Origin of the sequence: Chitinophaga sp. (assembly GCF_017745275.1) — a bacterium.
Taxonomy (GTDB): Bacteria; Bacteroidota; Bacteroidia; order Chitinophagales; family Chitinophagaceae; genus Chitinophaga.
On the sequence record NZ_JAGHZS010000007.1, the window covers coordinates 899271 to 913146 of the forward strand.

8 protein-coding genes and 1 pseudogene are annotated in these 13876 nt (G+C 45.7%); 3 read left to right on the forward strand and 6 right to left on the reverse strand.

All coding sequences use genetic code 11. The features are described from left to right. Positions 1–4: 4 nt before the first annotated feature. The 6 genes from J7623_RS23210 to J7623_RS23235 all read right to left on the reverse strand — a co-directional run bounded on the left by J7623_RS23210 (position 5) and on the right by J7623_RS23235 (position 9771). Entirely contained in the window at positions 5–3589 is a 3585-nt protein-coding gene (locus J7623_RS23210; protein ID WP_291924874.1) for a SusC/RagA family TonB-linked outer membrane protein, read from the reverse strand. 103 nt (positions 3590–3692) lie between these two features. Next, on the reverse strand, positions 3693–4823 hold the full coding sequence (locus tag J7623_RS23215; protein ID WP_291924875.1) for a FecR family protein: 1131 nt from the start codon (positions 4821–4823) through the stop codon (positions 3693–3695). Between the two features lie 12 nt (positions 4824–4835). Beyond that, on the reverse strand, positions 4836–5444 hold the full coding sequence (locus J7623_RS23220; protein ID WP_366839628.1) for an RNA polymerase sigma-70 factor: 609 nt from the start codon (positions 5442–5444) through the stop codon (positions 4836–4838). Positions 5445–5496: 52 nt separating this feature from the next. After that, the gene (locus J7623_RS23225; protein ID WP_291924877.1) at positions 5497–7566 is read right to left on the reverse strand and encodes a carboxy terminal-processing peptidase; all 2070 of its coding nucleotides are present in this window, start codon (positions 7564–7566) and stop codon (positions 5497–5499) included. A gap of 262 nt (positions 7567–7828) precedes the next feature. Further along, positions 7829–8392, reverse strand: a complete 564-nt coding sequence (locus J7623_RS23230) for a hypothetical protein (RefSeq protein ID WP_291924879.1) — start codon at positions 8390–8392, stop codon at positions 7829–7831. 125 nt (positions 8393–8517) lie between these two features. After that, complete coding sequence (locus J7623_RS23235) at positions 8518–9771, reverse strand: amidohydrolase family protein (RefSeq protein WP_291924880.1); 1254 nt, start codon at positions 9769–9771, stop codon at positions 8518–8520. A 386-nt stretch (positions 9772–10157) separates the two neighbouring features. Here J7623_RS23235 and J7623_RS23240 point away from each other — a divergent pair, with 386 nt between their 5' ends. The 3 genes and pseudogenes from J7623_RS23240 to J7623_RS23250 form a co-directional block, all read left to right on the forward strand. Beyond that, complete coding sequence (locus J7623_RS23240; protein WP_291924882.1) at positions 10158–10748, forward strand: tail fiber protein; 591 nt, start codon at positions 10158–10160, stop codon at positions 10746–10748. Positions 10749–10779: 31 nt separating this feature from the next. Further along, a complete protein-coding gene (locus J7623_RS23245) occupies positions 10780–11949 on the forward strand; it encodes an ABC transporter substrate-binding protein (RefSeq protein WP_291924884.1) in 1170 nt (389 codons plus the stop codon). 8 nt (positions 11950–11957) lie between these two features. After that, positions 11958–13876 (forward strand): annotated as a pseudogene (locus J7623_RS23250) (hypothetical protein); the annotation flags it as partial.

The window sequence follows — 13876 nt, forward strand, 5'->3', positions numbered from 1 at the left end:
TATATTAAAAATTCACATTCATACTAAAACCATATTTCCTGGTAATCGGTAACGCAGTACTGCCCACGCCCTGAACTTCAGGATCTTCTCCGTGCAGGTCCTTGCTGGCCAATGTAAACAGGTTACTGATAAACAACCCAGCGGAAATGCTTTTCACACGCGCCATAGAAACAATGCTTCTGGGAATCGCATAGCTAAACATAATATTCTTGCAGCGGATAAAACTACCATCAACTACGCGGATATCGGATTGGTTATAGGCATCATATATACCTCTATTACCTGTTCCTGGCACGCTTATAGCCGCAACATCGGTAACAGCAGGTATATTGGTAGTTTTCTCATCCCCAGGTTTTCTCCAGCGATCTATCAGTATTCTATTCGCATTATCATAAGGAGCGGGTACTCCATCTGAGGCAATATTCTGATTGTTAAACAGCGGATTTAACCTCTTTGCATTGCCCCAGGCATATGCTAAGTCAGCCTGCACAGAAAATTGTTTATAACGGTATGAAAGGCCCATACCTCCACTAAATTTAGGATGTAATTGTCCTGAGTATACCAGTAACCCTGCGGTATCTACCCCATCAGGATGACCGGTTCTACTAAACAATGGTAGCCCTGTTTTTGGATCCAGTCCACCAAAATGGAAGGAATAAAAACCGCTGATTGGTTTGCCTGGAATTCTAACATCACCATTGAGGTAATCGTCGTATTTATTGGCAAAACTGTTTTCACCGATGGCATTGAAGTTTCTGCTATTATTGAAGGTTAGCGTCAGGTTGCTCCATTTGGTACGAATTGGCACTATAGACAGGAATAAATCCATCCCCCTGTTCTGAATTGCACCACCATTTTTATACATCATATCAATACCATATTCAAATGGAATATTTCTTGGCACTAACAGATCCCTGCTATGCTTGATATAATATTCAACAGTGAAGCTAACCCTGTTTTCAAATAAACCCACATCTGCTCCAAAGTTCCATTGTTGTGTTTTTTCCCAGCGCAAATCTGGATAAGGAAGTGATTTTATGCCGAGTTGAGGAATTCCTGTGGTGGGATCAGTGTTACCACCAATAGGATATTCGGCAATCAGCTCAGGTCCCACCACTTTCACCACATTCCCTGCAGTACCCAAAGACGCACGGAATACCAGGTTATTCAATAACTTGCCGGATGGCAGCCATGACTCATTGGTAACATTCCATCTGGCGGCTACACTGTAGTTAGGTAAAAACTTGGAGTTAGAGTATTGTCCGAAACGATTATTACCATCTGTTCTGATATTGGCGTTCAACACATACCTGCTATTGATTACATAGCTGGCAGTAGCAAATAATCCAAATGCATTGTTAACCGTATTGGTAATACTGCGCCTGCTGTACATTGCTATACTTTTAGGTGCAGGGTAAAAAGCCTGGCCGCGGTCAGGGTAATAACCCGGTTCTGTAGAATTAAAGCCTTTTGCCTGTTGAGAACTAATTTCATTTCCGAAGGAAAAATTAAACTGGTCTCTTTCCTGGAAAAAAGATTTATCATAGATAAACATGTTACGGGTAGTCAGAGACAATGAGTTCGTATTACCGATCGTTGCTATTCCTCCATAAGGCAAATAGGAAGCGGCTACCTGTCTGTCGGATGGAGTATAGCTCAGGTTCCAGCCACGATTCATACCCATCAGAAATGAACCCTCATAGGCTGCTGAGAATACATCAGATGCGTCTGAAAATACAGCGGAAGTACTTTGGAACAGCAGGCCGGGTAACAGCTTATAGGAGGCTGTGAACGTTGCCCCCATGGACCTGGTGCTTCCGGAACTTTCTGTTTGCGCAATTTCATTGAGCATATTAAACGTGAGTGGTGGAGGCAGCGGCATTACACTTGTACCGGAAGATCCTTTCGGGTAAATGGTTTCAGGGGACAAAGTTCTGCTGGTGGTAAGTGCATAACCCAATGGATTCACGCCGGGGTAATACCCTCCCATCTTTGAGTAATTCCCCATGATATGGATATCAAACGATAACCTTTTAGTGGCCTCTGTGTGGAGATTGGTGCTGACGGTGTAATTCTTACGGGTATCCATTTGTGAAGCCCCTCTGTCATCCGAATAACCGAAAGAGGCGTAATAAGTTGATTTCCCCATACCACCACTCATGTTAATTGAGTGATTCATGCTGAAGCTATTTCTGAACAACACTTTAAACCAGTCGGTATTATTGGCTTCCAACCTGGCCACTTCTGTTTTAAACTGTGGTTCTGTAATTTGCCTGGCGTTCAGCGCCTGCAAAAGTCCCTCATAAGTACCCATACCAGCAAATCCTTTGCTGGTAACATTATACAGCATACCATCTTCTACCATTTCGCGTGAAAACTGTAACCTTTCTTTGGAGTTCATCAGTTTCATCCCCACATAGGAAGGGCGTTGCTGAAAAGACAGGTTGGTATTATAGCTGACCTGCATAGGTCCGGCTTTACCTTTCTTGGTAGTGACTACAATAACGCCATTAGCAGCGGCCACCCCGTAAATAGCGGTAGCTGCAGCATCTTTCAGGAAAGTAATACTTTCCACATCGTAAGGGTTTAATCCACTTACGGCACTACCAATCAGGGCATAGTTACCTGTTTGCGCATCTGATACCACATTGTTAAGCTGGGTGGCAGACATATCTACCGGGTCAGGGCGTACAACGTTATCTATTACCCATAATGGGCTGGCATTTCCAACAAACGTAGAAGTACCACGTATACGCAGGGTAGGCCGACCGTTTACACTACCAGTGGAATTCATTACCATCAGTCCTGGTACCTTACCTTGTAACATCCTGTCGATGGTGGGTTCACCGGGTTGTATCAACTGCGCTGCATCGAGTTTAAAAGTGGAGGCAGCAGATAAACGTGCGTCTATTTTCGTATAACCATTTACTACCACCTCGCTGATCGACTGGGTAGCAGAATCAAGTTCAATCTTAGAAAAATTGTTGTTGTTGACCCTGGGCGTGAATACTTTGGTTTTCATGCCCAAACGGGAAACCCGCAATTGCTCATTTTCCTTTAACACGATGGAAAAAATACCATCCTCAGTAGTTACGGTACCATTTTTTGATTCCATCCCCTGTATGGTTACTCCCTGTAAAGGCTCACCACCGGAGCTGATCACCTGCCCACGGAAAACAAAGCCCATGATGGACTTTGTCTCCTGTGTGGTTGTCAGTCCGGCTGGTGCAGACTTTGGATAAATGGCAATGCCGCCCATATCCTCTGTAAATTCCAGCCCTGTATTGGATAACACCTGGTTCAACAACTGTTCCAGTGTACCGTTTTGCAGGTTTACCGTTACGGCTTCCTGTTTACGGATTTCATCGTTATTAAAGGTGAAGCGAACTTTAGTAAGTGCACGCACATCTTTCAACACCTTTAGCAGCGGCTGTTTGTTGGCATGATACGTTATCCGCTGTCTTAATATACCAGATTCCTGTGCCTGTACCACATTCGAAAATACCAGCAAAAAAGATAGTAGCAGTAAGTACACAGCATAGCCATGCATACCCTTCCCTGATGAAGGTAAGCCCAACATTTTTCTCATTTTGGTTAGATATTAATAATTAAACTGTCTGCCCTGTCCTGTGCATAGCAATGCCAGGATGCAGTGTATCTACATACATTTTTTCATGTCCCTGTCCGGGGTCTTATGGCCGGCTGATGAATACCGTTCTGCCTTCTACCCGAAAATTAATGTTGCCAATAGTTTGTTTTATCCGATCCAGTACTGGTTGTAGTGTGGTTGGTTTATGTATATCCAACGTTATGTTTACCTGTTCCAATGTGGCATCCTCAAACTTAAAATCGTAATCAAAGCTACGTCCGAGACTGGTCATGATATTTCCCAGTGTAGCATCTTCGAAATAAATATCTCCATCTTTCCAGGCGGTATATAACCTGGTATCAACGGCCTGCTTTTGTAATGCACCGGCGGCTTCATTATAAGTTGCCTGCTGGCCGGGTGCTAATATCTGGTTGGCTGTTCCTGCGCTGACGTTTACCTTACCACTGGTTAAAGTGGTTTGTACAGTTACATAGGTACTGATGTTAAATGATGTCCCCAATACTTCCGTGGTGGTGCCTTTTGCATGTACAATAAATGGTTGTTGTACATTTGCTGCCACGTCCAGGAAGGCTTCTCCCTCCAGCCACACTTCCCGCTTATTGCTATTGAACGCCGAAGGATAAGTCAATTTTGATGCGGCATTCACCCATACTTCAGTACCATCCGGTAACACTATATGGGCCTGGTTTCCTTTGGGCACCACTAAAGCATCCATGGTAGTCACTTCTTTTTTATTATGGCCTGCCTGGTATACGATGCCTGCACTATCCACCTGTACCTGTGTACCATTGTTGTCTTTACGGATAGCGGAATCCTTATCACCCAGGGTAATGGTTTGACCATTTCCCATTACAATCTGTACTTTAGTAGTAGCTGGCAGGTCGGCTTTTACCACAGCTGCCATTGATGGCCTGGCACCGGATAAATGCTTTTGCCAGCTCCATACACCGGCGGTAACCAGCAACGCGGCGGCTGCAGCAGCTATGGCTATTCTCCGGCGCCACATCACTTTCATGGTTCTGGCCTCACGGGCTGCCACAAATTGTTGCCATCCCTCTTCGGCCGGAAACTTATCTGTTGTTTTCACCCTGTTTTGCATTTCCCTGGCAGCACGCAACATTGCGGCCTCGTCTTCATTCAAAGCCGTTGTTTCGCCATCCTCTAATATTGATAGCAATTTCTCCCAATTAATATCCTTTTCTGGTGTATCCATAGCGATCTAATATTAAAGGCAACCGTATTTAAAAAAGGGGTGAAGCCAAATCATAAATTCTTTTAAAAAAAATAATACAGCGATATAAATGACCATCCACTCACATTCTTTCCGCAGGTACTGGTAAGCCAGTTTGATCTGTGTTTTAACTGTATTTACCGAGATATTCAACTGCTCTCCTATCTCCTTATATTTAAGCCCATCCCGGTTGCTCATTAAAAAAATCCGTTGCCGCTGTATGGGTAAACGACCAATAGCCGCCCATAAAGCGGCATTCCTGGTCTCTTCTCTTTCTTTATCATCTTCCGGCAAAGCTTCGGCTTCGTCCGCCATGGTCAGCGGATCGCCAAACACGATCTTACCATTTTTTTTCAGGTAGTTTAAGCAAGCATTACGTATTGCCCGTGTGGCATAGCTCTTAAAGTTTTGCGTAATCTGAATCATCGCCCGCTTATCCCAACAGTAGAGGAAGAAGTCCTGCACAATATCTTTGGCAGTATCTTCATCCTCTACCACGTAGTAAGCAGTTGCGCACAAAAATGAATAGTGTTGTCGGAACAATTCTTCAAATGAACCCGGCTCTATAGAATTTGGTTGATACATGCCCTTTACGCCCCCCATTATTAGTCAACGCGCAAAATAGACAAAATCCCCCGTATTTCACTGCCTTCCCTTATTTACCTGTCAAATCAATCAGGATATCTACTGTTCTGCTGAGATAGACATCGGAAACACAGGTATTCACCCACTCCTGGTAACGGGCCAGCTTATCCGGTGTAGGCTTGTCTATAGGCGTGCCAGTTATTTTCAACTGGCTGCTTACCGGCAACTTCAAAGCGTTGTCAATTGCCTTATTATGCGCGTCTATTTCGTTTACCTGTTTCTTAAACGCCGCCTTTTGTAAACTAAATACAGGCGCTTCGTGTGCTTTCATCCATTCTACTTCCTGCTTTACTACGTTCAACACGCTGTCGTGGCTTACCGCCTCATTCGCGCGCTGAATAACAGCCGGCAAAGCAGCTGCCACCGGCGATTTCATATAAAAAGCGGTTTCAATGGTATCGGCTACCAGGGCACTTGTATTGTCTCTTTCGCGGATCTTCAGGTATACTTTCCTGCTGGGGAAAATCACATCCGGTGTTACTCCGTTCAACTGCGTAGTAGTGCCATTAATGCGGTAAAACTTTTTAATAGTCAGTGCCAGTGAACCATAGCTCACATCGGGAATACCTTTTTCTTTATCTCCCAGTTTGCCCATAGCCTGGGTTTCCTGCATAGTACCCTTACCATAGGAAGAAGGACTACCTACTACAATCCCTCTTTTATAATCCTGTATAGCGGCTGCAAAGATTTCAGATGCAGAAGCACTACCTTCATCTACCATTACCGCCAATGGGCCATCATACAAGGTTTGATCATTATTATTAATTTCATAACGCTCCGTCTTTGTTCTATCGCGACCCAATACCACCGGACCTGTTTTCACAAAGAAGCCGGCTATTTTTACCACTTCATCCAATGAGCCGCCGGGGTTACCGCGCAGGTCCACTACCATCCCGTCTACATGTTGTTCATTCAGCTTCACGATTTCTTTAGCCATATCCACTGCACATTGTGCACCATCTGCTCTTTTGAAGTCGCGGTAAAATTCCTGGAGGCGCAGGTAACCATACTTCTTACCATTTTTTTCTATCACCGCACTCTTAGCTGCATTTTCTGTTTCAATCACTTCTCCGCGGGGTACGCTGATAGCTTTCTCCTGGCCGTTGGATTTGCGTACCAATAAGTTCAGCACCGTTCCCTTTTCACCGCGTATCATTTTGGATACATCCAGGATGCTCATACCGGTAACTTCTACCATTTTGCCGCTGGCATCACTCACCTGCAGGATATGATCATTCGCTTCTATTAATCCACTGGCATCCGCTGTACCTCCTGCCATTACTCTTTTTACAATAATGACTCCGTCTTTGTTGGTAAGTTCCAGGCCCAGGCCAAAAAAGCGGTGCGACATCATCGATTCACGGGTACTCGCATCTATCGGCGCCATATAATTCGTATGCGGATCCATTTCCAGTGTAACAGTATTCATAAAAGCACTGAAACGATCTTCAGAAGCAGTGGCACCGAGCAGGTTTTTAAACAACCCTTCGGTAGATAGTAATACGGCGGCCCGGGCTTCTTTTTCTGCTATCACATCATTTTTCGTAGCATCTGCCTTTTGTATTTCCATCATTTTTTGTAATACCTGGTACTTCAGGGATTTACGCCATACTTCTTTCCGTTCTGCGGCTGTAGCCGGGAAATCCAGCTTCGTACGATCTGCCTGCACCGTTTCCTTTTTATTAAAATCCATCGGGGAAGCCAGTATACCACGATAGATAGCCGGCAACTCATTCAAACGCTGCATGGATATGGCATAAATGGCATTGAAATATTCCAGTGACCCTGCTTCCAGTTCATCGTCGATCAGCGTTTCATATTTGCGCAATGCGTCCACATCTCCTTTCAGCAAGGTATTTCTGTTGGCATCGAGTGCATTCAGGTAATTCTGCCAGATGACCTTTGAAAAGTTATCATCAACGGGTTTAGGCGCATAATGTTGGTTTTTGATGCGCTTCATGACCATTTGTACCACATTCTTACGGTGCTGATCCGGCTCACCATGGTTAAGCGTGGTGGCGAAAGAATTTAAACCTACTGCGGGGAGCAGCAGGAAAAGGCCATATTTGGCAATGCTCATATTAAAAAAATTACAGTTTGTAAAAACTACCAGCCTACTGGCAATATTGCTATTAAGGCAACCCGGGGTTAAAAAAGGGTGAAGGAGAAAGGTCAGATTTCCATCACCGGTAAGGGAGTGGTACTAAAGATGCTTTTGGGAAATTTTTCATGGGGATACCATCACCTGCGCTTTTGCTGACAACACCTTATCTATCTCATTTTCAGACAGCGTGACCGCAGCGGATCAAAAAGGGACAAACGAAAAATATTAACCACTACGGCTATTTCGTTTTGACACGTCCCGCCGGCAGCGGCTTATGACGGACATCTGCCAGCAATATATCGTTGTATAATTCTTTCGCGAGACTTAATGCACCCTTTTCATTTTCTACAAATGCTTTATCCCGTTCTGCCAATACCCGGTTCTGCGGGTTGATCCACCGGATCATTTTTCCTTTATAAAAATACGACCGGTCGGTAGTAATTTCTGAAAGGCTCATGTTAAAAGCTGAATCATAAAAGGGTACGTTGTATTTATACATCTGCAGAAAAATAAAAGCAGGTGCCCCATGATCATAGTAAATCGAAGTACAGGATTTTCCTCCTTCTGCATACAGGTATTCTTCTATCAGCATCACCGTGTCTTTCTGAAAATAACCGATCACTTCTCCTCCTTCCGTAGTTTCATCCATCCGGTCGGCCCATACTTTCCTATAGGCGGCCCTGTTAGCATTGATCTCCTGGTATTTACCACGGATATCCTTCACTATTTCCGCCGTATGATCCTGGGAAAATAAAGTCTGGCTAAGTAAGCAGAGGAAGGTTAGCAGGGAACCGGTTTTCATCGCTGGCATCATTTTACTTTTTATGGATAGATAACGACTACCACTATACGAAGGCCACAATATCCTTTTCAAAATACAACTTTCCGGCCGTAAAACAAGCGCAGTAAACCATTACAATACTGTTGTCAGTCCTGCCGGATCACTTTTCCTTCCTTCATCACAAAGCTTACCTTCCGGATGGCCTCCACGCTATCGAGTGGGTTTGTTTTCACGGCAATAATATCTGCGAAATAGCCGGGTGCAATAACGCCTCTGGTTTTTTCGATGCCTAATAACTCCGCGGCGTGGATGGTCATACATTGCAGGATGTAATGGTAGGGTATGCGTGCATCTTTCCAGGTCTGTAATATCTCGAGCGCCGCCTGCGCTCTGTCCTTCCCTGGCATTTCCATGATAATGTCCGAGCCAAATGCCATGGGCGTGCCGATTTTATAAGCGCGTTGCAGGCGATCGATATTCAGATGATAATACTGAAGCGCCAGGGCAGAATCGATACCATAGGCCAGGCTGTTGCTCACGGCCAGGTCGGTGCCTACCAGGAAAGTACCTTTTGATTTCATCAGGCGCAGGAGATCATCATCGAGCTGCACTCCATGTTCCACTGCGGCCACGCCACCCATGATTACATTCCTGGCGGCTTCACCACCCGATACGTGGGCTGTTACTTTTATACCGGCACTTTGGGCTTCGCTGACAGCAGCCTCTATTTCAGCCAGGCTGTAATGGAAAGGCTGTGCATCTGCCGCCAGTTTAATGACATTGGCACCGTAGAAAATATTTTTCCGGACAGCTTTCCTGATTTCATCGGGACTATTAGCATCCAGGTATTCATAATCCCAAAAATTTTCATGTTCTATATCGCTTGTTGTTTGCCCGCCATATGGGCTGATAATTTTTCCGGCATAGAAAATAGTAGGTCCGTTTATCCATCCTTTCCGTATGGCTTTGATCACCTCCGCAGTAGCGTAGTTGCCGTCGTTCCCAATTTCCTTCACCGTTGTAAAGCCATTGTTGAGCAGTACCGTGGCGTTATGGGCACCTCGTAATGCACGCAGGGCAGTACTTTCGGTGGCATACATCTGCTCTATCGCCATTTTCTTATAGGGCATCCCAACGGTCATATGCACGTGGCAATCCATGAGCCCGGGTAATATCCAGGAGTCAGACAGGTCTATCACTTTGTCGGTGGCCGCGTAACGTAAATGGGGCCCTATCTGTTGAATTTTACCCGCTTTAACCAGGATTATTTGTTGCGACATCATTTTACCGGTATAGGCGTCAAAAACGTGTCCTGCTTTAATAACGATGGTTTGGGCTTTCATAGTTCCACTAAATAACAGGGCTGCTGATAAGGTTAACCAGGATAAAGCGTACTTCATGGGAGGTGTTATTTAAGGTATATGTATAAAAATATTTTTGTAAGATGCAGATAATATTATTCTTACCACAAATTACCCGTCAACATAGACGCGGACTTGTCTTATTTCCATAAAATAAAATGTGCAGTATAATAGCAGCACTGCTACAATACCGCACTAAAGGATTCCTAACCACGGGATATTTCCCGGTAATTTTTTATTCAGAAAAACCCTACCTTTATCAGAGTACACACCCTTTAGTCCTGTTTAGAATTCGATTGAATTTGTGCCCTGGCCTGGTGAAACCCTCAAAGAGAGCCTGACTACTTCCTTCCCGGGAAGTAATGTGATAATTGGTAAGCAATCCCTGATCATTATTCTCTAAACCTCAATAACTATTATTACACATGGAACCTTATCTCGCAATGATCATCGCATTTGGTGGTAATTTCACCATCAATGGTTGGGCGATGTGCTGGGGACAGATTATGTCTATCGCACAAAACTCTGCACTTTTTGCACTTCTGGGTACTATTTACGGGGGAGATGGCGTCCAGACATTTGCCTTACCCGATCTCAGGGGTCGGGCACCTATTGGCTGGGGACAGGCGCCAGGGCTTTCCAATTACGAAATTGGACAAAAAGCGGGTACCGAAAACACCACGTTGCTGATTACTAACATGCCGGCGCATACCCACGTGGCAGACATCAGCAAGTTAACATCTACTCCTTCTGCCAGTACCGCTGCAGGCACCACTACTACTCCTGGCAGCACCTTGGTACCAGCGATGTTACCGACTATCGGCAGCGGCCCTTCCGGCAACCCGATTAACGGATATGCCGCGCAGGATGGCACGGCTACGCTTTCGCCTAACCAGGTAGGAGGCTCTATTACTATTGGCCCAACCGGCGGCACGCAACCTTTTTCTATCCAGAATCCTTATCTGGCTATTACGTACCTGATTGCGCTGAATGGTATATTCCCATCCAGGGGCTAAGTAGCCTGTCACCATTTTTATGATTAATTATATGTCGGCTACCCCTCCGCTCACTATTGGGTTTCTTACCCCCTATTCGGGTATCTACCCCTTCTTTTCCCAACACCTGATAACCGGATGGTTACTGGGCATGGGCCTGGATCCTGCGCGGCAACGCACGGTGCAGTTTATTCCGGAGTTTACAAAAATGGGTGGTATGAAAGCGTCTGAAGAAGCAGCGCGCAAGCTAATCTTCTTCAACAATGTTGATATCCTGTCGGGGCTTATCAGTTATAAATCAATACCAGACCTGGTGCCCTTAATTGAACCTCAAAAAAAGCTGGCGTTTTTTTTTGATATGGGAGAATATATTCCTCACTTTCCCTACCTGAGCCCCGACATATTTTACGCATCTCACCAATTATGGCAATCACAATATGCTTTGGGCCATTGGGCCCAAAGCACCTTTGGCAACGGTGGCCATATGATTATGCCTATCTATGAAGCAGGCTATCATCTGAGCAGTACGTTTCAACAGGGCGTCATGGCTGCCGGTGGTACCAGCCTGCATTCGAATATATTGCCTTTTGATCCCCAGGCCCCTCTCCAACTCGATCTCACAGCCATCTTCAAACGATGGAAGGAGGATCCCCCTGCCTATGTACACGCTATTTTTTGTGGTGCGCTGGGATTAAAATTCCTGGAAGCATGGGTGCACAGCGGACTACATAAAAACATCCCGTTACTGGTACAGGAAGCCATGGTATATGATGATATACTCGATGATATCAAACAGGCAGATATAGAACTCTACACCTCCCGTTCCTGGATGCGGGAAGATGAAAGTAAAGCAAACCAGTTGTTTGTAAAACAATTTGAAAAACTGGCCAAACAACCGGCCAATATTTACGCCCTGATGGGCTATGAAGCAGGATTAATATGGAAAGAATTGTTACCACATGCCCGTAAAAAAGACTGGGATAAAGTAAAACAACAACTACGCACAGAGGTTATAAACGGCCCACGCGGAGAGAAAAACTTTTATCCGCTTTCCGGCTTCGCGTTACCAGATTCCAACATCATAAAAATTAATACTTCCGGCAACCAAATTCATAAAATTATTCTTGATCAGGGAAAAGGAATGCGCTTTGATGCGAAAGAGTTTGAGGTCATCCATGAAGAATCTGTATCGGGGTGGCAGAACCCTTTCCTCTGTATTTAACAGCAACTATGAAACACTTTTACTTTCGTGCTTTACAAATACTCCTATGGGTATTTGTTACCTTATTTCCGTCGTTGCAGGCGAAAGCGCAATATACCAGCTCTGTGCTGGAAACTGGTAAATATTATACCGCTGTAGGCAAAGACAACCAGGATAACATCTATGTAACAGCTTATAACTCCGCTACTACCAAATATCAACTACTGAAGTACCCCAGTGGAGGTGGTGCGCCCACCGCTATTTACCAGGGTTTATCCTTCAGTGTTTCCGAATATCCCTGGGCCATTGCAGTTAACAGCACGGGCGACGTTTTTATTATGAACCCGGATGCTGCCAGTCACTGGCAGATTATCAAGCTCGCTGCCGGCACTTATACCCCTTCTGTTATACAAAGCGGTAATTATTATACCGCCCTGGCAGTAGACGCCAGCGATAACCTCCTCACACTCGAATACAACGCCACTACCACCAGCTACCAGGTCGTTAAATATGCCGCTGCCAGTCTTACCGGCGCCGGTACCGTAGTATATAACGGGCTACCATTGGCCACAGGCCTCGGCACTTATCCCTGGGGTATTGTAACCGACCATTCCAATAATATTTATATCATCGACTTTCCCAATAATGCATCCAATGGCCGCCTGATTAAACTCACAGCACCCGCCTATGGCGCCACCACGCTGGGTAGCGGCAAAGGCTATACGTCGCTCGCCATAGATGGGCAGGACAATCTTTATACCACAGAAACCGCCCCCTCTCCCGCCAGTACCTCCCGTATTATGAAGTATACGGCGCCGGTAGGTGTAGGTGCTACTGGTACAGAAATTTTCACCGGCCTTAAAATTGGAAGCCTGTTCTATCCCTGGGGGCTGGCAGTGGATAGTCATGGTACGGTATACGTAGGCGATGGCGCCGCTACCGGCAACGGGCGGTTTCTTAAACTAACACCGCCTTCTATCTCTGTCAGCAGCGTCACCAAATTAAATAGCAGCCCAACCAATGCGGGCAGTGTACAATACACCGTTACTTTCAGTGGCGCTGCCAATGGGGTCACGACTTCGGCATTTACCCTTACCACCACGGGCATTTCCGGCAGCAGCATCAGCAGTGTAACCGGCAGCGGCACCACCTATACGGTAACGGTCAATACCGGCAGCGGAGATGGTACCCTCCGGCTCGATGTTAACGGAACCGGTATTGGTAATACCGTCACCGGTTTACCTTATACCAGCGGAGACGTATACACAATTGATAAAACACCTCCCACAGATACTATCAAAACCTTTCCGCCAGCCCTGACCAACAGCACAGTGGCTAACTTTACTTTTACCGCCAGCGAAACGGCTACGTTTAGCGCCAGCCTGGATGGAGGCCCATACAATCCCACCACTTCCCCGTTGACGTTAACCGGCCTCGCCTCCACCTCGCATACCCTACGGGTAAAAGCGACTGACAACGCAGGTAATGTAACAGTGACGCCTGCCAGCTATACCTGGACAATAGATAATATTTCACCTGCTATCACATTGATAGATGTACCAGCTAATGGCATTTATCACCTCGGTGATGGATTGCGGTTTAAAGCACACTTCAGTGAAAGCGTGGCAGTAACAGGAACGCCTACACTGGATATCACCATTGGCAGTACTGTCAGACAAGCTACCTACCAGGCTGGTTCAGCATCTGATACGCTTGGCTTCCTGTACATCGTACAGAGCGGAGACCTGGATATGGATGGTATCACACTGGCATCTGCTATTGCTGGTACTATTAAAGACTTAGCAGGCAACAACAGTGTGCTTACATTGCCAGCAGTGAATACCAGTGGCGTATTGGTCAATACGATTCATCCAACGGTTACTATCAGTACTGCTGCTACTTCCCCGGTTAAACAGCCATTCACCGCAACTATTACATTCAGTGAAGC